This is a genomic window from Streptomyces roseoviridis (assembly GCF_039535235.1).
Lineage (GTDB): Bacteria > Actinomycetota > Actinomycetes > Streptomycetales > Streptomycetaceae > Streptomyces > Streptomyces roseoviridis.
In genome coordinates this window covers 6,983,673-7,004,909 of the sequence record NZ_BAAAWU010000001.1, presented here as the reverse complement: position 1 = coordinate 7,004,909, position 21,237 = coordinate 6,983,673, and the positions used below count along the sequence as shown (strand labels likewise).

The following is a 21,237-nucleotide window of genomic DNA, read 5'->3' as shown; positions in this document are numbered from 1 at the left end:
ACGTGCCGACGACGCGGATCGCGCCACGGCTCGGAAAGCGGTCCCTGCCGCGGGGGCGTCCGGCCGCCGAGGGCGCCGTCACCGGTCTCCTCGCGTTTCGGCAGCCGCTCGGGCGCGGCCGTGCGGGCTCGGCCGTCCGCCGAGCCCGCACGCCGGCTCGACATCGGAGCCGGATCCGTGTCACGCCGTCAGCGCCGCAGGGTCAGCAGTCCCGGCCGGTAGGGCAGGAGGCCGTAGTCGACGCCGTCGGAGCTGGGGCTGCGTCCTTGGTAGAGGAACTGCAGGTTGCAGGGATCGACGGTCATGGTCTGGTCGGGGCCGGTGCGGAGCAGTTCGCCGTGGCTGATGTCGTCGGTCCAGGTGGCGCCGCTGTTGGCCTTGCCCGCGAAGGGGTTGGTCTCGGTCGCGGCCTGGGGCGTCCACGAGCCGTTCAGAGCGGTGGCCGTGAACGAGCGGAAGTAGCGGCCCTGCGAGCCGATCGCCTCGACGATCATGAGGTAGCGGTTCCGGTCCTTGAGCTTGTACACCTGCGGGGCTTCGAACAGGTTGTTCGTCGTGTCGCTCATGACCACCGTGGAGCTCGTGCCGAACGTGCCGGGGAAGTTCCCGATCGGCATGCTCGCCCGGTAGATCTTGCCGTTGTCACCGGCGAAGAACAGGTACATGTTCGTCCCGTCGGCGATGAGCGTCTGGTCGATGGGGCCCGTCGAGGAGCCGGTGATCGTTCCGTTGAAGAGCTCCTTCGGCGCCGACCAGCCGTTCGGGTTGGTGGGGTCGCTCGACGTCCGGTAGGAGAAGGCGGTTCCGCCCCACTGGTACGCGAGCACCCAGACGTTCTTCGGAGCGAAGTAGAAGAGCGTGGGCGCGACCGCGGAATGCGGCATCGCGTTCTGACCGGCCGAGGCCATCTCCGACCAGTTGGTGAAGGGGGTGAAGTTCATCGAACCCCAGCTCGTCCCGGTGTCGTGCGTGGTCGCGTACACGAGCTGCTTGCCGTTGAAGGGGACGACGGTGAAGTCCTTGAGCGAGACCCACCCCGGCCTGGGCTGCGCCAGCACGCCCGTCGAGGTCCAGCGGTACGTCGACGGAAGGTCGCACGCGCCAGGGCCGCCGGTGCCGACCGGGACGAGCTGCCACTGCTGGTTGCCGCCGCCCCAGTCGTCGTACTGGACGATGTTCGCGCCGTCGGCGGTGGAGCCGCCCTGGACTTCGAGGGCCTTGCCGCTGTGGCGGGCGATCAGCCTCACGTAGCCGCCGGGACTGTCGGCCAGCCGCCACTGCTGGTGGGTGGCGTTCAGGTCGGTCCACTGGACGACCGGCCCGCCGTTGGCGGTGGACCCGTTCTGGACGTTCAGCACCTTTCCGGAGTGCCGGGACGTGATGCGGTAGTAGCCGCCGCCGGCGTCGACGAACTGCCACAGCTGCTGGTTCTGGTCGTTCCTGGTCCACTGGGTGATGCGGGCGCCGTCGGAGGTGGCCAGGTTGTAGACGTCCAGGGCCTTGCCGCTGGTGCGGTTGACCAGCACATAGGAGGTCTGGGGGTCCACGGTCGCCGCGGCGGCGGGCGGGGCACCGACGAGGGCGGCCCCGAGCAGTAAGGACGACAGGACCGCGAGGACGAGACTCAGGGCCAGGGGTGGATGACGAAACCGCGTCACAGGAGCTCCTTCGGGGGACGGAGGTGGGGGTCGGGTACGGGATAGGGGTCGAGCAGGCCGCACATGCCGAAGACGGGGTGCCGCGGACGCTCCAGGCGCGACACTGCGCCGTGGCCGAGGTGGGACAGGTCTCCGGCCTTCAGCCGGTCCAGCAGACGGCCGGTCTCTTCGGCCGCGGCCAGCGGGCCGGCACGCCAGCGGGTCCGCCAGTCGTCCAGGAGCCCGCTCTTCAGGCGGTGGGCCGCGCTGTGGAATTGCCGCAGCCCGCCGTCGCGCAGGTCCAGGAAGCCGTCGAGGGCCAGATCGCGGCGGCGGCGCGCTGCCGAGGCCCGGTCTCCGGTCAGGGTGGCCGCGGCCTGATAGGCGTGGGGATCGGCCAGCACGGGAGCGGGGAAGGTGAAGACGGCGTCACCGGCCTCGGGGAGGCCGCCGTTCTGCATGAGCACCACGAGCCGCAGGCCGCCGTCGTTGACGAGGCGGTGGATCGTGCCGGGGGTGAACCAGACGACGTCGCCGGGCCGCAGCGGGGTGTCGGCGAAACCGGAGGCGGTGAGGGTCTGGACGCTGCCCGTTCCGCCGGTGACGACGTACGCCTCGGAGCAGACGAGGTGCATGTGGGGCGTGCCGCCGCACAGGCCGTCGGCGGCCTCCCAGTCGTACACGGTCAGCCCGGAGATCCCCACGCCGCCGGGGAGCGGGGTCACCACGGGTGGTCCGCGACATGGCGGGCCAGGCGCCCGGAGGTCCACGCCCCGTCGGCGACGACGATCCGGTACCGGCGCGACAGGGTCTCGCCCGGGGCCAGCGGCAGCTCCTCGTCGAAGGCCAGGGACGGGTTGACGGCGGGGATGGGCTCGGTGCGGACGAACCAGTGGCAGGGTGCGTCCGGATCGTCCAGGAACAGCAGTGTGGAAGAGCGGTCGACCTCGTCGTGCGCGCCGATGAAGGCCAGCCAGTCGCCCTTCTCGCCCATCGCGGGACCGATCACGTCGCCGCCGGTGAAGTCGCGCGGACCGCGCCAGAACAGACCGGAGTACCCGGCGAGTTCCCTGCCCTGGGTGCCGGGGCTGCCGAAGACCAGATCGGTGTCGTGGACGTTGGTCAGCGCGGTGGTGACGTCCAGGGTCCAGGAGTCGGCCTCGACGTCGTGGGCGGTCAGCGTGCGACGCTCGTCGATCCAGTGCTCCCCCGCCATCGTGTACCAGGCCAGGTCCTGGGTGATGGCGGCCCGGCCCCGGCCCGTGCCGGCGGATACGGAGAGGCTGCGCATCGTGCCGAGGTTCGGCAGGTCCACGTAGCCCCGGCCGCGCAGATAGGTGCCGCCGCCCCAGAAGTTCTGCCCCGAGAGCCACGACGCCGTCATCTGGAGGCCCTTGTGCCAGCGGTGGTCGTGCGGCCGGTATCCGGTGACCACGTCGCCGGCGAGGGTGCGCACCGGATGGAGGTACGGTTTCGGCGCCTCGAAGGGGTCCATGACCGGCCGGTGTACGTACCGGAAGAGGTCGACGCCGCGCGTGCGGACGATCAGCGAGTCCTCGTCCTCGAGGAGTTCGAAGGTCATCGGAAGACCTCCGGGCGCCCTCCGTGGAGCGAGCCGTAGAACGGGTCGGCCGGGTCGATCTCTCCGCGCCGGACCGGCAGTCCGGTGATCGCGGCCTTGTACAGGGCGGTCACCAGTTCCATGGTGGATCTGCCGAGGTCGGGCCGGATCCCCGCTTCGTAGTCGTCCAGGAACGCCGCGAGCTGGGCGGTGTGCGAGCTGGGCAGATCGTCCGGGGGGTCCCACGTCACGCCGGCCGACCTGGTGGTGAACGTCCAGTCCGCGTTGGAGTAGCCGTACAGGTGACGCAGCTCGACGGTGGCATCGGTGAGGTCGAACCGCAGGTAGCTCTCCTCGCGCGGGGACAGGACGCTGTTGACGACCGTGGCGATGGCTCCGTTCTCGAACCGGACCAGGGCCGCGGACACGTCCTCGGTCTGGACGGCGCGCTCCAGGCGGCCGGCCATCGCGCGTACCTCGGCCCATGCGCCGAGCACCGCGAGCATCAGGTCCATCTGGTGGATGCCGTGGCCCAGCGTCGGGCCGCCGCCCTCGTTCTCCCACGTGCCGCGCCACGGCACGCCGTAGTAGGCGTCGTCGCGGTACCACGCCGTGACGCACTGCGCGACCAGGGGACGGCCCAGCGTCCCGGCCGCGATCCTCTCGCGCAGGTACCGGACCCCCGTGCCGTACCTGTGCTGGAAGACCGCGCCCGCAACGGCGGGCCCCTCGGCGGCACGGATCCGGTCGAGCTCGGCCAGCGACAGCGCCACCGGCTTCTCGCACCACACCCACGCCTCCGACTCCAGGCAGGCCACCGCCTGGTCGGCGTGCAGGAACGGCGGTGTGCACAGGTGCACGACGTCCGGCCGCTGCTCCGCGAGCATCGTGCGCAGGTCGGTGTAGACGGCGGGAATGCCGTGTTCGGCCGCGAACGCCTCGGCGCGCGCGGCGTCCACGTCGACGGCCGCCACGAGCACGGCCCGGTGCGCCTGGGCCCGGACGGCGGGGACGTGGCAGACGCCCGCTATCCCGCCCGTACCGACGATCGCCGTCCTGATCATCCGCCCAGCACCGCCTTGATCGCGTGGTAGGCGGGCTTGGGCCGCAGGTCCTCGTCGTACGGCAGCGCCGCGCCCTCGCCGGGGAAGACGGAGGGGATCCACGAGTACTTGTCCGTGTAGTCCCAGAGGGTGATGCCGACGCACTTCTCGACCGCCAGGCAGGCCCTGACGTAGTCCGCGTACCAGGTGGCCTGGGTGGCGAGCTTCTCCTGGGTCGCGGGGAGGTTCATCCGAATGTCGAGTTCGGTGATCGCCACCTCGACCCCGAGGTCCGCGAAGCGCTGGATGTTCTGCCGGACGTCGGCGGGGAAGCCGTACTGGAGCGCCAGATGGCCCTGGATGCCGAAGCCCTCCACCGGGACGCCGTCCGCCTTCAGCTGCTTGATCAGGGCGTGGTAGGCGTCGCTCTTGGGGCCGATCCCGTCGACGTTGTAGTCGTTGAGGTACAGCTTGGCGTGCCGGTCGGCCTCGTGGGCCCAGCGCAGGGCGTCGGCGATGTAGCCGGGGCCGAGTGTCTTGTAAAAGAGCGTCTCTCGGTAGGTGCCGTCCTCGTTGAGGGCCTCGTTGACGACGTCCCAGTGGATGACCTTGCCCTTGTAGTGCCGGACCACGGTCTGGATGTGGTGCTTGAGGACGGCGCGCAGCTCGTCGGCGGTCCAGGTGCGCTCGGTGAGCCAGGCGGGGAGCTGGCTGTGCCAGACGAGGGTGTGGCCGCGGACCTTCTGGCGGTGGGCCTTGGCGAAGGCGACGACCTCGTCGGCGGCGGTGAAGTCGAAGACGCCGCGCTCGGGTTCGGTGGCGTACCACTTCATGGCGTTGCCGGGGGTGGTCTGCCCGAATTCGCTGCCGAGGAGCTTCAGATAGGCCGCGTCGGTGAATTCGGGGTTGTCGGTGGCGGAGCCGAAGTACTTGTGGTGCTTCTTGGCCAGTTCGCCGAGCGTGCGGGGGCGGGGCTCCGCGGCCGCGGGCGCCGGTGCGGCGGCGAGGCCGGCCGTGAGGCAGGCGGCGGCGGCCAGGGCGGTGAGGATGCGCGACGCGGCGGGAATCCGCGACGCGGTCGGAAAGCGGGAGGCGGTCGGAATGCGGGAGGCGTTGGGAATGCGGGTCCTGGGCATGACTGACTCCTCGTGGGGTGGGCGTTTCAGTCGAGGACGATCGTGGTGAGCGCGCGCGGGGCGAGCTTCGCCGTGAGGGTCGTGCCGTGCGTGGAGACGATGTCGGCCGGGGCGATCGAGCGGGTCTCGTCGGTGACGTAGCCGTCGGGGTGCCGGTCGTGCCCGCCGCGGAGCGAGAACGCGGCGGACCGTTCGGTGGTCGCGGTGTTGAGGACCTCGATCACGCGGCTGCCGTCGGTGTTGCGGAAGGCCGTGACCCGCAGGGCCGGGTCGGGGTGCGTGGCCGGCACGCGGACGGCGCCGGGGCGGATGAACCGGCTGAAGGCGGCCAGCGCCCAGTAGCGCTTCGACACCCGGTAGTCGTCACCGGGGTCGGCGAGCTGGATGAGCCCCCTGGTCGCGCCGAGGGACGCGCCGGTCCAGTAGACGTAGGCGCTGGCGTTGCCCGTGGTGAGCGTGTGGTGGATGTCGGCCGCGACGGCGAGACCGTCGTAGCCGCTGCCGTCGTCCCAGTGCTCGTTCCAGGTGGAGCCGTCCGGCGACCATTCCGACATCCACACGCGCTTGTCGGTCGGCTGCGGGAGATCGGTGGGACCGCTGTAGCGGTGTCCGGTGATGGTCCGCACGGCCGCGTCGGCCCCGGGGTCCGCCTCGACGGCCTCGGTGTAGGCGACCTGCCGGTCCCAGCCCGCGGCGTCGCAGCAGACGATCCCGGTCTTCAGTCCGGACGCGCGGACGGTCGGCCCGAGCACCTTGAGGAAGTCGACGGCCTGCCGGGGGCTGAACCGCATGGAGGCGTACGTCGCCGTCCAGTCGGGTTCGTTGGTGAACCCCAGGTCGGTGATCGCGATGCCTTCCTGGCGGTAGAACTTCGCGTACTGGACGAGGTAGTTCGCGTACGCCTGTCGCCATTCGGGGAGGAGCTCGCCGCCGTCGTTCTCGCTTCCGTTGGTCTTCATGAAGGCCGGGGCGCTCCAGGCGTCGGCGAAGAAGCGTTTCACGCCGTATGCCTTGGCCTCTTTGGCGAGCCAGACCTGGCCGCCGTCCCAGCCGTCCCAGACGTACGCCGGTGTGGCGTCCGGCCCGCCGGGGTCGGCCGGCAGGATCGTCGGCATGTGGTCGTAGACCCTGTCGGTCGACGATCCGATGCCCAGGCGCAGGATCGAGAGGCCCGCCCCCTTGTCCTTGCTGAGCAGCAGGTCGAGCACCTCCCGCCGCTTGGCCGGGCTGAGGCCGCGCGCGCCGTGCAGCAGGTCGGCCCGCTGGAAGGCCATCGAGAAGCCGAATCCGTCGATGGGCTGGAGGTCGGTGCGGAAGTCGACGGCGGGTCGCGCGGGGGCGGCGACCGGCCGTGCGGCGGCGGTTCGCGCGGGTTCGGCCGCGGGTGGCGCGGGGATGGCCGCGGCCTGCGGGGTGAGTGCTGACACAAGGACGACGGCCAGTGCGGTCAGGCGTTTCACGACGTACGTCTCCTCGGGGGTGGAGGTCACGCGGAACGGGTCAGCCCTTGGTGGCGCCCGCGGTGAGGCCGCCGATCAGCTGCCGTTCGGCGACCGCGTAGAAGGCGAGGGCGGGGACCATGGCGAGCACGATGTAGGCGAGGACGAGCGCGTAGTCGGTCGAGTACTGGCCCTGGAACTGCTGGACGCCGACCGGGATCGTCTGCCATGTCGGGTCGTTGAACACCAGCAGCGGCAGGAAGAAGTTGTTCCAGCTCGCGACGATCGCGAGCACCGAGACCGTGCCGAGCGCCGGGCGGGCCATCGGCAGCAGGATCTTCCAGAAGAAGCGGAACTTGCCGCAGCCGTCCATGACGGCGGCCTCCTCGACCTCCGCCGGGACGGTCCGGAAGAAGCCGCGCAGAATGATGATCGTCATGGGGAGCCCGAAAGCGGCCTGCGGGAGGATCACTCCGAGCGGGTTGTCGAGCAGGCCGAAGGTGCGCAGCAGCAGGAACAGCGGCAGGACGGCCACCGCGAACGGGAACATCAGCCCGATGGTGAACAGCGTGTAGAACAGCTCCCTGCCCCGGAAGGCGTAGCGGGCCAGTACGTACGCCGCCATGGCGGAGGCGGCCACCGTGCAGAAGGCCGTGCCGATCGCGATGCCCGCGCTGTTGGCGATCTGCCGCCAGAACATCTCCTCGCCGAGGATGCCGGTGTAGTTGGCGGTCTTCCAGTGCCGCGGAAGCCCGAACGGATTGGTCGTCAGCTCGCCGGTGCTCTTGAACCCGGAGATCACCGCGTAGATCAGCGGTACGGCGACGAACGCGCCGATCAGCCAGATCACGGCGTGCAGCGACAGGCCGCGTGCCGCCTTGCGGGCGTTCATCGGGCACCTCCCGTGGTGACGGCCCCGTTCAGGTCACGGCGCAGCACGTAACGCTGGTAGAAGAGGGAGAAGACCAGGCTGATCATGAACAGCACCACGCTGATCGCACTGGCGTAGCCGACCTGGTAGCGCTTGAACCCGAACTGGAACATCGAGATCGCCATCGTCTCGGAGGAGTGGTTGGGCCCGCCCGCGGTCATGACCCAGACGAGGTCGAAGAGCTGGATGGCCCCGATGATCGAGAGGAAGACGCTGATCCGGACCGTCGGTCCGAGCAGCGGCAGCGTCACGTGCCGGAAGCGCTGCCAGGCGCCGGCGCCGTCGATGGAGGCGGCGTCGAGGACCTCGCGCGGGATGCTCTGCAGCCCGGCGAGGAAGAGCATCATGTGGAAGCCGAAGTACTTCCAGGTCATGACCACGAAGAGGGTCGGCATGACCGTCGACGGGTCGGCGAGCCACTTGCCCTGGAGGCCCTCCAGGCCGAGGGCGGCGGCGAGGTGGTCGGCCATGCCGGCGCCGGGCAGGAAGATCATCGTGAAGAGGACCGCCGTGACCACCTCGGACAGGATGTACGGCGCGAAGAACAGCATCCGGTAGACGGCCCGGCCGCGCAGCTTCTGGTTGAGCAGGACCGCGGTGAACAGCGCGAACGGCAGCTGCACCGTGACCGAAAGGACGATCAGGTACAGCCCGCGCCCCATGTCGCCGAGGAAGACCTGATCGGCGAACAGCCTGGCGTAGTTCTCGAGGCCGACGAAGTCGCCGAGGGGGCCGATCCCGCCCCATTTGTAGAAGCTGGTGTGGACGGCCACGGCGATCGGGGCGAGGACGAAGACGAGGAAGAGGACCAGCGCCGGGGCGAGGAACCAGGCGACCGACGCCCAGCTTCCGAGCCCGCGCGGGAGCGACCGGGCCGGGGCGGGCGAGCGGCGCACCGGTACGGTGTGCTCCGTCCGCTCCTCGGTCGGGTCCTCGGTCGGGTCCTGGGTCGGGGTGGCCACGGAGCTAGGCACCCTTCGCAGCCTCGGTGATCGACCGGGTGACCTGCTCGGGCGTCTTCTTTCCCGCGATGAGGTCGGCGACGCTGTCGTTGACCTCCTGGCCGACCGCCGGCGGGTACGCCTGGTCGAGGAAGAGCTGGAAGCCCGTCGCCTTGACCAGGCTGTCGGCCACCACCTTCTTGTTGGCGTCGGTGAGCCGGCGTTCCGCTCCCTTGACCACCGGCAGGTACCCGTTCGAGGCCAGCAGCTTGGACTGGTTGTCCAGGACGAAGAACCTCAGGAAGTCCAGCGCCTCCTTCGGGGCGCCCTTGCGCAGTGCGAAACCGCCGCCGCCGCCGAACACTTCGGTGGCCCGGCCCACTCCGCCGTCGACCGTCGGGAAGGGGAAGAAGCCCAGGTCCGCTCCGAGGCCGGCGCCCGCGTCCTGCTGCACCGACGGTGCCCACTGCCCCATCAGCTCCATGGCGGCCTTGCCGTTGCCCATGGTGGCGGCCTGGCCGCCGGGGCTGCCGTAGCCGGCGCCGAGGAAGGCCGTCTGGAACGGCTGGAGGTCGACCAGCTCCTTGAGGTGGGTACCGGCCCGGACGAAGCCGGGACCGGTGAAGTCCTTGGTGGTCGCGGCTCGTTGCAGGGCGGGGAGGCCGGCGACGCGCATCGCGAGGTAGGCCCAGTAGTAGTGGCCGGGCCATTTCTCCTTGCCCGCGAGGGCGATCGGCGTGACGCCCGCCGCCTTGAGCTTCCTGACGACGTCGAGGAACGCGGCCCAGGTGGCCGGCGGCGCCGTGATCCCGGCCCGGGCGAAGAGCTTCTTGTTGTACCAGAAGCCGACCATGCCGATGTCGTAGGGAACCGCGTAGGTCCGGCCCTCGACCTGATACGGCTGCAAGGACACCGGGGTCAGCTCGGACGACCAGCCCAACGCGTCGGTGAGGTCCTCGACGAGACCCGCGTCGACCTGCTGCCGCAGCACGCCGCCGCCCCAGGTCTGGAAGACGTCGGGGAGCTGGCCGGACGCGGTGGTGGCGGTCAGTTTGGACTTGAACGCCTCGTTCTCCAGCGAGGTCGTCTCGATCCCGATGTTCGGGTGGGCGGCCATGAACGCCGAGGCGATCTGCGGGAAGAGGGACTTGCCCGGTTCGGTGGTGGCGATGTTCCACCACGCGAAGGTCACCTTGCCGTCGGCCGCCGGATCGCCGTCGGAGTCGTCAGCGCCGCAGGCCGCGGCCAGCGGGACGGACAGTGCGGTCAGGGCCGAGAGCGCCAGGAAGCGCCGTCGGCTCGGGAGGGTGCTGGCCATGGGACCTCCGAGGTGGGGGATGCCGGTGCGTTCTCGAAAACATTTCGCAACTCTCTCGATTTCTGCGCTGCCACAAACTAGGAACGCGGGGCTGCCCGGTCAAGACTTCTCACCGAACCAACTAAAAAGCGCAGCCCTGTTGGGGGTTGACAAGCCGATCGGGACGACCGGAAACTCTTCGAAAAGTTTGCGGTACCTGTCACCGGACCACGCCGTCCGGGCAGAGGAGAGAAGTTGAGCGAGCAGCGTCCGACCCTGGCCGTCATCGCCGCGGAGGCAGGGGTCTCGCAGGCCACCGTGTCCAAGGTGATCAACGGCCGCTCCGACGTCGCACCCGCGACACGCGAACGGATCGAGACCCTGCTGCGGTCCCACAACTACCTGTCCCCCGGCCGGCAGGGCCGGGCCCGCAGGTCGGGCCTCGTCGACCTGATCATCGGCGGCCTGGACAGCGCGTGGGCGGTGGAGATCCTGCGCGGCGTCGAGGCCGAGTGCGCCCAGCGGAGCGTCGGCACCGTCGTGTCGCTCGTCCCGCCGGGCGAGGCCACGCCGTCGAGCTGGGCCGCGCTGCCCGTCCTGCACCACAGCGACGGCGTCATCCTCGTCACCGCCTCGGTCACCCAGGCCCAGCGCGACCAGGTCGAACGGGCCGGGGTGGCACTCGTCGTCATCGACCCGATCGACCTGCCGGGCAACGGAGTTCCGAGCATCGGCGCGACCAACTGGGCGGGCGGCCTCGCCGCCACCGAACACCTGCTGGAGCTCGGACACCGCCGGATCGCCGTGATCGGCGGGCGCAAGGAGATGCTCTGCAGCCAGGCCCGCATCGACGGGTACCGGGCCGCGCTGGAGCGGGCCGGGATCGAATTCGACCGCGACCTGGTCCGGTTCGGCGACTTCCAGCACGAGGGCGGGTTCCGGCGCGCCCAGGAACTGCTCGCCCTCCCCGAGCCGCCGACCGCCGTCTTCGCCAGTAGCGACCAGCAGGCGATGGGCGTCTACGAGGCCGCTCGTCAGGTCGGCCTGCGCATCCCGCAGGACCTCAGCGTGGTCGGCTTCGACGACCTGCCGATGGGTGAATGGCTGTCACCTCCCCTGACGACGGTCCGCCAGCCGCTGGAGGAGATGGGCCGGCTCGCCGCCCGCACCCTGTTCCAGCTTCTGGAGGACCAGCCCCTGGTCAGCCCCCGGATGGAGCTCTCGACCGAGCTCAAGGTCCGGCTCTCCACCGCCCCGCCCCGTCACTAGGAGAACCCCTTGACCGAGCCCTGGCGTGACCCCCTCCTCCCCGCGTCCGAGAGAGTGGCCGATCTGCTGGAACGGATGACGGTGGAGGAGAAGGCGGGGCAACTGACCGGCTTCTGGGCCCTTCCCTCGGATCCGGGAGCGCCTGTCGCGCCGATGGAGGACGATTCCGGCGAGCCCTCGCCCGGATTCGACGACGTCGTCGCCCACGGGCTCGGCCAGCTCACCCGCGTGTACGGCACCGCGCCGATCACCGCGGAGGCGGGGATGGAGCGGCTGGCCTCGCTCCAGCGTCAGGTGACCGCGTCCGGCCGGTTCGGCATCCCGGCGGTCGCCCACGAGGAGTGCCTGACCGGGTTCATGACTTTCGGGGCGACGGTCTTCCCCGGGCCGCTCGCCTGGGGCGCGTCCTTCGATCCCGGGCTGGTGCGGCAGATGGCCGCCGCCATCGGCGCCGGGATGCGGCGGGTCGGCGTCCACCAGGGGCTGGCTCCGGTCCTCGACGTGGTCCGCGACTACCGGTGGGGCAGGACCGAGGAGTGCATCGGCGAGGACCCGTATCTCGTCGGAGCGATCGGCACCGCCTATGTGCAGGGGTTGGAAGGCGCCGGGATCGTGGCCACGCTCAAGCACTTCGCCGGGTACTCGGCCTCGCGCGGCGGCCGGAACATGGCCCCGGTGGCCTCGGGGCCGCGCGAGTTCGCCGACGTGCTGGTCGAACCCTTCGTACGGGCGCTGCGGGAGGGAGGGGCCCGGTCGGTGATGAACAGTTACACCGACGTGGACGGCGTCCCGGTCGCCGCCGACGCAACGGTTCTGACCGACCTGCTCAGAGGTGAACTCGGGTTCGGCGGTGTGGTGGTCGCCGACTACTACGCCGTCTCCTTCCTGCAGACGCGGCACGGGGTCGCCGGATCGCGTGGCGCGGCCGGCGCGCTCGCGCTCACCGCCGGGATCGACGTCGAGCTGCCCACGGCCCGCTGCTACGGGGAGCCGCTGACCGCGCTCGTGCGGTCGGGAGCCCTGGCCGAGGAGGTCGTCGACCGGGCCGCGGAACGGGTCCTGCTGCAGAAGGCCGAGCTCGGTCTGCTCGACCCCGACTGGGAACCGGTCAGACCCGAGCCCGTCCCCCTGGACCCGCCGGAGAACCGGGCCCTCGCCCGGCTCCTGGCCGAGCGGTCCACCGTGCTGCTCGCCAACGACGGCACCCTGCCGCTGCGGCCGTGCCGGGTCGCGATCAGCGGGCCGTACGCCGACGACCCCCAGGTCTTCCTCGGCTGCTACTCCTTCCCCAACCACGTCGCGCTGCCCGGTGACCTCGGGCTGGACATCCCGACGCTGGGAGAGGCGCTCACCGCTGCCGGGTTCACGGTCACACCGGACGACCCGGACGTGAACGTGCTGGTGCTCGGGGACCGGGCCGGCATGTTCGGCCGGGGCACCTCCGGAGAGGGCTGCGACGCCGAGACCCTCGACCTGCCCGGTGACCAGGCCGCGCTCGCCGCCGCCGTCCTGGACTCCGGGGTGCCCACCGTCCTCGTCCTCGTCTCGGGGCGGCCCTATGCGCTCGGTGCGCTGGCCGAACGGGCGTCGGCGGTGGTGCAGACCTTCTTCCCCGGCGAGGAGGGCGGGACGGCGCTCGCCCGGATCATCAGCGGGGCCGCGGAACCGTCCGGGCGGCTGCCCGTCTCCGTCCCCCGCCACACCGGCGGCCAGCCCGGCACCTATCTGCGCCCCCGGCTCGGCGGACACACCGACTGGAGCTCGGTGGACCCGACCCCGCTGTTCCCCTTCGGACACGGGCTGAGCTGGACCAGCTTCGACTACTCGGAGCTCTCGGTGGACCCCGTCGCGGCGACGGACGGGACGGTCGCCGTCTCGGCCACCGTCCGCAACGTCGGCGAGGTGACCGGGACCGAGGTGGTCCAGCTGTACCTCTCGGACCCGGTGGCGTCCGTCGTCCGGCCGCAGCGGTGGCTCGCCGGATTCGGCAGGGTCGAGCTGGAGCCGGGGACGGCCGCCCGGGTCACCTTCTCCGTCCACGCCGACCGGACCTCCTTCACCGGGATCGACCTGCGCAGAAGAGTGGAGCCCGGGGAGATCCGCGTGGCCGTCGGACGGTCCAGCGGCGACCTTCCGCTCCAGGGGTCCTTCACCCTGCACGGCCCCGTACGCCACCCGGGGACCGACCGGGTGCTGTCCGTGCCGGTCGAGATCGTTCCCGTGTCATGACGGCCCGCAGCGGCGCTTCGTTCGGTGATCCCGTGCTGCCGGGCTTCCGGCCCGACCCGTCCGTCTGCCGGGTGGGGGCGGACTACTACCTGGTCACGTCCAGCTTCGAATGGTTCCCGGGCCTTCCCGTGTTCCACAGCCGCGACCTGGTGAACTGGCGGCGCCTCGGCTCCGCGCTCGACCGGCCGTCCCAGCTCGACCTCGACGGGTGCGCGCCCTCACGGGGCCTGTTCGCGCCGACGATCCGCCACCATGACGGGGTCTTCCATCTCGTCTGCACGCTGATGGACGGCCCCGGCCATTTCGTCGTCACGGCCACCGACCCGGCGGGGCCGTGGTCGGAACCGCACTGGCTGGAGGGCGAGGGCTTCGACCCGTCGCTGTTCTTCGACGACGAGGTCGACGGCGGTGACGGCCGGGCCTGGTTCACCGCCACCCGCGTACGGGACGAGGCCGCCGGCCACACCGAGATCTGGATGCGCGAATACCTTCCCCGCGAACGACGGCTCACGGGACCCGAGCACGTCCTGTGGTCGGGAAGCCACCCCGGCGCCCGATGGGCGGAGGCCCCGCACCTGTACAAGATCGACGGCAGCTATCTCCTCCTCACCGCGGAGGGCGGCACCGACGTCGACCACAGCGTCGTGGCAGCCCGAGCCGACCGCGTGACCGGCCCCTACGAGGGCGCCCCCGGCAACCCGCTGCTCCCGCCCGCCACGGGCCCTGTCACCTGCACCGGTCACGCCGACCTCGTCCAGACCCCGTACGGCGACTGGCGGGCCGTCCTCCTGGGCGTCCGCCCGGGTTCGGCCCTCGGCCGCGAGACCTTCCTCAGCCGGGTCTCCTGGGACGACGGCTGGCCGGTCTTCTCCCCCGTCGTCCACACCGGCCCTCGCCGGCCCCTCCACGACGACTTCGCCACCCTCTCGGCCGACTGGAGCACCCTGCGCACTCCCCGCGCGGCGTTCTGGGCCACCGGCGACGGGCTCCGTCTCCGGCTCCGTCCCGAACGCCTCGGCGAGCGCACCGTCCCCTCCCTGCTGGTCCGCCCCCAGGAACAGCCCGACTGCGACGTCTCCACCGAACTGCACTTCACCCCCGCCGCACCGGACGAAGAGGCCGGCCTCGCCGTGGTCCGAGACGACGACGCCCATCTGCTCTTCCTCCGCACCGCGGAAGGGCTCAGCCTCCGCCGCGGGAACGAAGTGCTGGCCGGCTGTCCCGTCCCCGCGGGCCCGGTGCGCCTGGGCGTGCGCGTCCGCGGCTTCAGCCACACCTTCGCCCACGCGACGCCCGACGGTGCCTGGCAGGACCTCACGACCGTCGACGCCGCCTTCCTCGCCCCGCTGTTCACCAGCGTCCAGCTCGGGCTCTACGCCACCTCCAACGGCCGCCCGTCGACCGGTCAAGCCCACTTCACGAGGTTCGACATCACGTACCCGAGCCGGCCGGAATGACCTACCTGTCGATGGCGGTGCCTCTCCCCGGAGGGACCGCCGTTCCCATCGACGGCCCACTCGGCTGCGAAAATCTTTCGATTCCCCCGCACGGACACAAAGCCACTTCCCGAATCCCTTGAAAGGGACGGATTTCCGAAAGCCTTTCGAAAGCATTGACATGCCTCCGCCAGGTTTTCACACTGAATCCGAGCGTCCTCCATCCAGGGACGCGTGCGCCGTTCACGCGGATTCCATTCCGCCGCGCTTTCATCCTTCCGTGAATTCCGCCCCACCCCGGAGGCTCCGTCATGCGCTTAAACGCAATTCCCCCCACCGCCCTCCGCCGGAAAATCGGCGGTCTCTGTACGGCCCTGATCGTCGGCGTCCTCGGTCCGGCCGCCGTACTGGTGGCGCCGCCGGCCTCGCACGCCGCCGAAAGCACGCTCGGCCGTGCGGCGGCCCAGAGCGGCCGCTACTTCGGCACCGCCATCGCCTCCGGCAGGCTCGGCGACTCGGCGTACACGACGATCGCCAACCGCGAGTTCAACTCGGTGACGGCCGAGAACGAGATGAAGATCGACGCGACCGAGCCCCAGCAGGGCCGCTTCGACTTCACCGCCGCCGACCGCGTCTACAACTGGGCCGTGCAGAACGGCAAGCAGGTGCGCGGTCACACCCTGGCCTGGCACTCACAGCAGCCCGGCTGGATGCAGAACCTCAGCGGCAGCGCCCTGCGCCAGGCGATGACGAACCACATCAACGGCGTGATGGCCCACTACAAGGGCAAGATCGCCCAGTGGGACGTCGTGAACGAGGCCTTCGCCGACGGCAGCTCGGGAGCCCGGCGCGACTCCAACCTGCAGCGCACCGGCAACGACTGGATCGAGGTCGCCTTCCGCACCGCGCGCGCCGCCGACCCGGCCGCCAAGCTCTGCTACAACGACTACAACGTGGAGAACTGGACCTGGGCCAAGACCCAGGCCATGTACGCCATGGTCCGGGACTTCAAGCAGCGCGGCGTCCCGATCGACTGCGTCGGCTTCCAGGCGCACTTCAACAGCGGCAGCCCCTACAACAGCAACTTCCGCACCACCCTGCAGAACTTCGCCGCACTCGGCGTCGACGTGGCCGTCACGGAACTCGACATCCAGGGCGCCTCGGCCTCGACCTACGCCGCCGTGACCAACGACTGCCTGGCCGTCCCGCGCTGCCTCGGCATCACCGTCTGGGGCGTGCGCGACATGGACTCCTGGCGGGCGGGCGACACGCCGCTGCTCTTCAACAACGACGGCAGCAAGAAGCCCGCGTACACCGCCGTCCTCAACGCCCTCAACGGCGGCTCCACCACCCCGCCCCCCACCGGCGGCGGACAGATCAAGGGCGTCGCCTCCGGCCGCTGCCTGGACGTGCCGAACAGCAGCACCACCGACGGCACCCAGCTCCAGCTGTGGGACTGCCACAGCGCCACCAACCAGCAGTGGACGTACACCGCCGCCGGTGAGCTCAGGGTCTACGGCGACAAGTGCCTGGACGCCGCCGGCACCGGCAACGGCACCAAGGTCCAGATCTACGGCTGCTGGGGTGGCGACAACCAGAAGTGGCGCTTCAACTCCGACGGTTCCCTCGTCGGAGTCCAGTCCGGCCTCTGCCTCGACGCCGCCGCCAACGGCACCGCCAACGGCACCCCGATCCAGCTCTACTCCTGCTCGGGCGGCGGCAACCAGCGTTGGACCCGCGGCTGACCCGCCGCGGCACAGGGAGCCTCCACCACCGAGGGCGGCGACGTCGTCGGTGACGCCGAGGCGGCGCCGACCGACCGCGCCGCTCGCGGAGGTCCCCACCTGAAGTGCGCCCGTGTGGGAGCACTTGACAGGGCGACAGGCGGGTCACACGATACCGGCCATCGCCCGAGAACCAGAGAGTGCCCGCTGGGAGCGCCTTCCGATGGGAGCGCTCCCAGCGCCTCCGTGGACCCCTCCGAGAAACCGAGGTACAGCCATGCGCCGCCGCATCCGCGCCCTCGCCGCAGCCTTCCTCGCGCTGCCGCTGGCGCTCACCGCCGCGCCGTCCGCCCACGCGGCCGACCCGACCACCATGACGAGCGGGTTCTACGTGGACCCGAACTCCGGCGCCAAGCAGTGGGTCGCCGCCCATCCCGGTGACGGCCGGGCGCCCGCGATCAACGCGTCCATCGCCAACACCCCGACGGCGCGCTGGTTCGGCGCCTGGAGCGGCACCATCGGCACCGCCACCGGCGCCTACGCGGGAGCGGCGGACCGCTCGGACAAGCTGCCGGTCCTGGTCGCCTACAACATCTACCTCCGCGACTCCTGCGGCGGGCACTCCGGAGGCGGCGCGGCCTCGCCGTCCGCCTACGCGACCTGGATAGCGCAGTTCGCCGGCGGTATCGCGGGCCGCCCGGCCGTGGTCATCCTCGAGCCCGACGCCCTCGCGGATTACGGGTGCCTGAACCAGACCCAGATCCGCGAGCGCCAGGGCATGATCAGCGGCGCCCTCGCCGAGTTCAACCGCCAGGCGCCCCACACGTGGGTCTACCTCGACGCGGGCAACCCCGGCTGGATCGGCGCGGCGGCGATGGCCCAGCGCCTCCACGAAGCGGGCCTGCGACAGGCCCACGGCTTCTCCCTCAACGTCTCCAACTACTACACCACCGCCCAGAACACCGCGTACGGCAACGCCGTCAACAGCGAGCTGGCCGCCCGCTACGGCTACACCAAGCCGTTCGTCGTCGACACCAGCCGGAACGGCAACGGCTCCAACGGCGAGTGGTGCAACGCCGCCGGCCGCCGCATCGGCACCCCCACCCAGCTGGGCGGCGGCGCCGAGATGCTCCTGTGGATCAAGGCACCGGGTGAGTCCGACGGCAACTGCGGCGTCGGGGCCGGGTCTTCGGCGGGACAGTTCCTCCCCGAGGTCGCCTACAAGATGATCTACGGCTACTGACCTCGCACTCCCCCGCCCCATGCCGCGTCCAGCCCCCTCCTCGACGGGGTTCTGGGCGGTGCGGCCGCCTCCCGGGACGGCCCCGAGTGTTCCAGGACCGGGCCGCCGCCGTCTCCGGAGGCGGTCGTCACGGTCTTCTCCGCGGCGACCGGAGGCTCCGGCACCCCTTAGCTCGCCGCCCTCGGATCGTCCGTCGACGAGGCGGCCGGAGGCCGCAGGCGGGCTGCCTTGGTGCGGGCGTACAGCAGGTGAGCGATGGCCTCGGCCGCGAGCAGCAGGACCACCAGCCAGGGCGCGAGGACCTGGTGGGCGAGGGCCACCGCCACCGGTACGCCGATGCCCGGCACCGCCCAGACCGCCACGGCGACCGGGCTCCTGCCGAAGCGCAGCGCGATGGCCGCGTGGGCGGCGTGGTACAGGGCCAGACCTCCGGCCAGGGCCCATGCGGGGCCCCCGGCCAGGTGGGCGTGGCCCGACTCCTCGACGGCGGTGGCCAGTCCGGCGGCCATGCACAGGATGCCGGCGGTGACGAAGTAGTGCAGGAAGCCACCGATGTCCCGGGCCATCAGGTAGGCCCGCACCCCTTCGGCACGGCCGAGCACCTGCTCGGCCGCGGTCGAGCCGAAGTCGAAGTACGACCACCAGAGCGCGGCCAGCAGGACGAACCCCAGCACCGCCACGACTCCGGCGTCGGCCGTCCACACGTGGTCCGTCGAGGTGATCAGGGACAGCACCGACTCGCCGAACACGATGATGACGAACAGCCCGATCCGCTCCACGAGGTGCCCGGCGTTCAGCCGGCCGGGAACGCCGCGACCGCGAGCGGTGAGCAGCAGCGCCATCTCGGCGGCGATCAGCACGGCCCAGACGACGTACTGCCAGGGGGACGGGACGGCCGCCGACGCGGCCCACAGCAGCCCGGACGCCAGGCAGTAGCTCAAAGGCCGCCAGCGCGGGACCCGATGCGGCTCGGGGAAGCGGGTCGCGGGCCACCAGAGCCCGAGCAGGACCAGTCGCGTGCCCGCGTACCCGAGGGCGTACACCGCTCCACGGGTGCTGTCGGCCTCGGGCACCGCGGCGGCCATCGCGGCCAGGCACAGCATCGCGAAGAGCATCAGGAAACGGCGGCGGGCGCTGTCGTCCTCGAAGAGGTTCGCCGAGACCATCAGGTTGCACCACATCCACCACGGCGGGAAGTACAGCCCGAGGAAGACGGCGAACTCCGGCAGCCCGGGGTCGCCGTGCAGCCCGTGCGAGAGCTGCGCCGCGAAGGCCACGAACACGAGGTCGAAGAACAGCTCCAGCCAGGCCGCGTGCCGGCCCTCCCGCGCGCGCGGGGCTGCCGCGTCCAAGGCACTCATCAGGCATCCGTCCGGGGCTCGTGTACCACGGCCCCCGAGCCTGCCCCTCGGTCGGCAGCCGCCCTTGAGCGGCACACCGTCCGGTCACCCGAACGGGCCAGGTGGTCGCACCTCGCCGCCCGGGTCATGGCGGCTTTCGCCGTGCCGCGGTCGCCCAAGGGGGACGCGACGCCCCTGCGGGCGATGCGGTGACAAACGCCCCGGTGCTCGGTCGCCCGGTGGGCGCACACCCCGCGCGGCCTGTCGTTTCGAGGGATTTCGAAAGGCTGGGACGGGCCGGCCCGCCCGGACAGAGTGGTCGTACCGGCCGGTGCTCCGGGCCGGGGAGCCGGTGCGGCGTCGCATGCGTCGTCGTGCGGGGGCCTCGTCGAGAAGGCCCGGCACCGGCCGTCGTCGGATCCGGATGCGGGGGCATCCGGGCAGAAGAAAGGTATGTGACCTTGTCACGAAGGAATTCGGTCCGGGCCGCGGGTGCCCTGGCGGCGGGTCTGCTGTCGATCGCCGGGCTCGCCGGCACGGCGGCGGCGCAGACGTCGGCCCCGCCCACGGCCGTCGGCGCCGCCACCGGCGCCGCGGGCTCCACCAGCGCCACGGGCTCCGCGACGAACGGGGCCTCGGCCGCCGCGTACAACCTGGTGTACCACCGCACCTTCCACGGCTACACCCGCGACATCGCGTGGTACCAGTGCAACAACGCGGGCCAGAACGGGGTCCGCAACAAGTACTGGTTCGTCTACGAGTGCAGGAGCGCGGGCGAGATCACCTACGACCTGTACGTGGCGTGGACGGGCAGCCCGTGACCTGAGCCGCCCTGACCGCACGGCACGACGGGGGGCTTCGGCGGCGTGTCGAAGCCCCCTGCCGTGCGCCGCCTCCTCCCGCACACGGATACGATCGCGACCTCGAAGCGGGTACGGCGGTGCGGCGGGGGGCTGTATGTCGAGGACGGCGAGCGTTCCGATCGGACGTCTCGAGCATGTGCATCTGTCGGTCAGCCGGCATCCGGGGACGACGCTGTTCTCCGTTCTCGCCGGTGCCTTCGGCGACCGTCCTCAGGGCATGCCGCAGTCATGGAACCGGATCGTCCGCCAGTCGGCGCGGCCCGATGACGGGGCCGAGCTGCGGGCCGTGTTCACCTCGGGCGTCCCGTGGCTGCCCGACAGCCTCTCCCTGACACGGGGCGTGCGCGACGCCGCGCCCGGTCCGCACCCGAGGGGCGTCGAGGAGGAGCTGGACGCCCTCGACGCCGAGGTGCTGCAACAGGAGATCGCCCGCCGGTTCGGCGACGCCGTCCCGGAACACTGGCGGCGGATCGCCGACCGGCCCCGCCGCTTCCTCGACGCCTACCGGCGGCTCGCGCACTCGGTGTGGTCCGCCTTCTGCCCCTTGTGGCGACGGGCGGACGGGCTGCTCCTGCGCGAGGCGGAACGCGTCGGGGTCGCCTCCGTGACGGGCGGTCTCGCCCCGCTGCTCAACACCCTGGGCGCGTCGGTCCGTTACGCCGACGGCCTCCTGGAACTCCCCCACGCCTGCCCCTCGCATCTCTCGGACCGCGGCCGCCGCCTGGTCCTGGCGCCGCTCGCCTCGGGGTTCTCCGCCTGCGCCTACAGCGCCGAGGACCCGGACCTGATCTGGATCGGCTACCCCCTTCCCGGGCTGGGGCAGCTCACCGAGGGCGCGGACACGCAGCCGCGGAGGGTCTCCGATCCGCTGGAGACGGTGCTCGGTCCGGTCCGGGCCGCGATCCTCCGGGCCGCCCGCCGCGGGCCGTCCGTCTCGGAGACGGCCCGGCAGGCCCACGTCACGGTGAGCACGGCCACGTACCACTGCGGTCAGCTCGCCCGTGCGGGCCTGCTGCGCCGTACCCGCCACGGGCGCGAGGTCCGCCTCCGGCTCACGGACACCGGCGCCGCGCTGCTGGACCTGCTGTCCTGAGACCCCGTGCCCGCGCGGGAGGGGCGTGCGCGGGACCCTTGTTACCCGTGCGTTC

17 protein-coding genes are annotated in these 21,237 nt (G+C 71.4%); 7 read left to right on the top strand and 10 right to left on the bottom strand.

All coding sequences use genetic code 11. The annotated features are described in order from the left end of the window. Positions 1 to 188: 188 nt before the first annotated feature. The 9 genes from ABD954_RS31625 to ABD954_RS31585 form a co-directional block, all read right to left on the bottom strand. Positions 189 to 1,658 carry a non-reducing end alpha-L-arabinofuranosidase family hydrolase gene (locus ABD954_RS31625; protein ID WP_345491230.1) on the bottom strand — a complete coding sequence of 490 codons (1,470 nt, stop codon included), beginning with the start codon at positions 1,656 to 1,658 and terminating at the stop codon, positions 189 to 191. Further along, a complete protein-coding gene (locus ABD954_RS31620; RefSeq protein WP_382745948.1) occupies positions 1,655 to 2,365 on the bottom strand; it encodes a cupin domain-containing protein in 711 nt (236 codons plus the stop codon). The genes ABD954_RS31625 and ABD954_RS31620 overlap by 4 nt, the downstream gene beginning before the upstream one ends. Continuing rightward, positions 2,359 to 3,219: a DUF6807 domain-containing protein gene (locus ABD954_RS31615; protein ID WP_345491229.1), complete on the bottom strand. Its 861-nt coding sequence runs from the start codon at positions 3,217 to 3,219 to the stop codon at positions 2,359 to 2,361. Before ABD954_RS31615 ends, ABD954_RS31620 begins: the two co-directional genes overlap by 7 nt. After that, positions 3,216 to 4,262, bottom strand: a complete 1,047-nt coding sequence (locus ABD954_RS31610) for a Gfo/Idh/MocA family protein (RefSeq protein WP_345491227.1) — start codon at positions 4,260 to 4,262, stop codon at positions 3,216 to 3,218. Before ABD954_RS31610 ends, ABD954_RS31615 begins: the two co-directional genes overlap by 4 nt. Continuing rightward, a complete protein-coding gene (locus tag ABD954_RS31605; protein WP_345491224.1) occupies positions 4,259 to 5,377 on the bottom strand; it encodes an endo-1,4-beta-xylanase in 1,119 nt (372 codons plus the stop codon). Before ABD954_RS31605 ends, ABD954_RS31610 begins: the two co-directional genes overlap by 4 nt. A 26-nt stretch (positions 5,378 to 5,403) precedes the next feature. Then, complete coding sequence (locus ABD954_RS31600; protein WP_345491222.1) at positions 5,404 to 6,867, bottom strand: glycoside hydrolase family 30 protein; 1,464 nt, start codon at positions 6,865 to 6,867, stop codon at positions 5,404 to 5,406. A 10-nt stretch (positions 6,868 to 6,877) separates the two neighbouring features. Next, the gene (locus ABD954_RS31595; RefSeq protein WP_345491220.1) at positions 6,878 to 7,708 is read right to left on the bottom strand and encodes a carbohydrate ABC transporter permease; all 831 of its coding nucleotides are present in this window, start codon (positions 7,706 to 7,708) and stop codon (positions 6,878 to 6,880) included. Beyond that, positions 7,705 to 8,643, bottom strand: a complete 939-nt coding sequence (locus ABD954_RS31590; RefSeq protein WP_382745961.1) for a carbohydrate ABC transporter permease — start codon at positions 8,641 to 8,643, stop codon at positions 7,705 to 7,707. The genes ABD954_RS31595 and ABD954_RS31590 overlap by 4 nt, the downstream gene beginning before the upstream one ends. A 70-nt stretch (positions 8,644 to 8,713) precedes the next feature. Further along, positions 8,714 to 10,006, bottom strand: a complete 1,293-nt coding sequence (locus ABD954_RS31585; protein WP_345491219.1) for an extracellular solute-binding protein — start codon at positions 10,004 to 10,006, stop codon at positions 8,714 to 8,716. Positions 10,007 to 10,240: 234 nt separating this feature from the next. On the opposite strand from ABD954_RS31585, the gene ABD954_RS31580 reads away from it, so the two are divergent. The 5 genes from ABD954_RS31580 to ABD954_RS31560 all read left to right on the top strand — a co-directional run bounded on the left by ABD954_RS31580 (position 10,241) and on the right by ABD954_RS31560 (position 17,886). Beyond that, positions 10,241 to 11,254 carry a LacI family DNA-binding transcriptional regulator gene (locus tag ABD954_RS31580; protein WP_345491218.1) on the top strand — a complete coding sequence of 338 codons (1,014 nt, stop codon included), beginning with the start codon at positions 10,241 to 10,243 and terminating at the stop codon, positions 11,252 to 11,254. Positions 11,255 to 11,263: 9 nt separating this feature from the next. After that, the gene (locus ABD954_RS31575) at positions 11,264 to 13,483 is read left to right on the top strand and encodes a glycoside hydrolase family 3 N-terminal domain-containing protein (RefSeq protein ID WP_345491216.1); all 2,220 of its coding nucleotides are present in this window, start codon (positions 11,264 to 11,266) and stop codon (positions 13,481 to 13,483) included. Further along, positions 13,480 to 14,940, top strand: coding sequence for a glycoside hydrolase family 43 protein (locus tag ABD954_RS31570; protein WP_345491215.1), 1,461 nt, complete (start codon positions 13,480 to 13,482; stop codon positions 14,938 to 14,940). The genes ABD954_RS31575 and ABD954_RS31570 overlap by 4 nt, the downstream gene beginning before the upstream one ends. Positions 14,941 to 15,230: 290 nt before the next feature. Beyond that, positions 15,231 to 16,664: an endo-1,4-beta-xylanase gene (locus tag ABD954_RS31565; RefSeq protein ID WP_345491214.1), complete on the top strand. Its 1,434-nt coding sequence runs from the start codon at positions 15,231 to 15,233 to the stop codon at positions 16,662 to 16,664. A 256-nt stretch (positions 16,665 to 16,920) separates the two neighbouring features. After that, positions 16,921 to 17,886 carry a glycoside hydrolase family 6 protein gene (locus ABD954_RS31560; RefSeq protein ID WP_345491213.1) on the top strand — a complete coding sequence of 322 codons (966 nt, stop codon included), beginning with the start codon at positions 16,921 to 16,923 and terminating at the stop codon, positions 17,884 to 17,886. A gap of 167 nt (positions 17,887 to 18,053) precedes the next feature. Here ABD954_RS31560 and ABD954_RS31555 read toward each other — a convergent pair whose 3' ends face one another. Next, positions 18,054 to 19,247, bottom strand: coding sequence for a low temperature requirement protein A (locus ABD954_RS31555; RefSeq protein WP_345491212.1), 1,194 nt, complete (start codon positions 19,245 to 19,247; stop codon positions 18,054 to 18,056). A 440-nt stretch (positions 19,248 to 19,687) separates the two neighbouring features. Between ABD954_RS31555 and ABD954_RS31550 the strand changes: the two genes are divergently transcribed. Both ABD954_RS31550 and ABD954_RS31545 read left to right on the top strand, forming a co-directional pair. Then, positions 19,688 to 20,047 (top strand): hypothetical protein, encoded by a 360-nt coding sequence (locus ABD954_RS31550; RefSeq protein WP_345491211.1) that lies wholly within the window; start codon positions 19,688 to 19,690, stop codon positions 20,045 to 20,047. Between the two features lie 178 nt (positions 20,048 to 20,225). After that, positions 20,226 to 21,182, top strand: coding sequence for a helix-turn-helix domain-containing protein (locus ABD954_RS31545; protein WP_345491210.1), 957 nt, complete (start codon positions 20,226 to 20,228; stop codon positions 21,180 to 21,182). Positions 21,183 to 21,237: the final 55 nt, after the last annotated feature.

Bases quoted from the DNA above. Each gene is read 5' to 3' on its own strand.
- ABD954_RS31565 (WP_345491214.1), top strand. From the start codon at position 15,231: ATGCGCTTAAACGCAATTCCCCCCACCGCCCTCCGCCGGAAAATCGGC.
- ABD954_RS31610 (WP_345491227.1), bottom strand. From the start codon at position 4,262: ATGATCAGGACGGCGATCGTCGGTACGGGCGGGATAGCGGGCGTCTGC.
- ABD954_RS31595 (WP_345491220.1), bottom strand. From the start codon at position 7,708: ATGAACGCCCGCAAGGCGGCACGCGGCCTGTCGCTGCACGCCGTGATC.
- ABD954_RS31615 (WP_345491229.1), bottom strand. From the start codon at position 3,219: ATGACCTTCGAACTCCTCGAGGACGAGGACTCGCTGATCGTCCGCACG.
- ABD954_RS31560 (WP_345491213.1), top strand. From the start codon at position 16,921: ATGCGCCGCCGCATCCGCGCCCTCGCCGCAGCCTTCCTCGCGCTGCCG.
- ABD954_RS31555 (WP_345491212.1), bottom strand. From the start codon at position 19,247: ATGAGTGCCTTGGACGCGGCAGCCCCGCGCGCGCGGGAGGGCCGGCAC.
- ABD954_RS31570 (WP_345491215.1), top strand. From the start codon at position 13,480: ATGACGGCCCGCAGCGGCGCTTCGTTCGGTGATCCCGTGCTGCCGGGC.
- ABD954_RS31585 (WP_345491219.1), bottom strand. From the start codon at position 10,006: ATGGCCAGCACCCTCCCGAGCCGACGGCGCTTCCTGGCGCTCTCGGCC.
- ABD954_RS31605 (WP_345491224.1), bottom strand. From the start codon at position 5,377: ATGCCCAGGACCCGCATTCCCAACGCCTCCCGCATTCCGACCGCCTCC.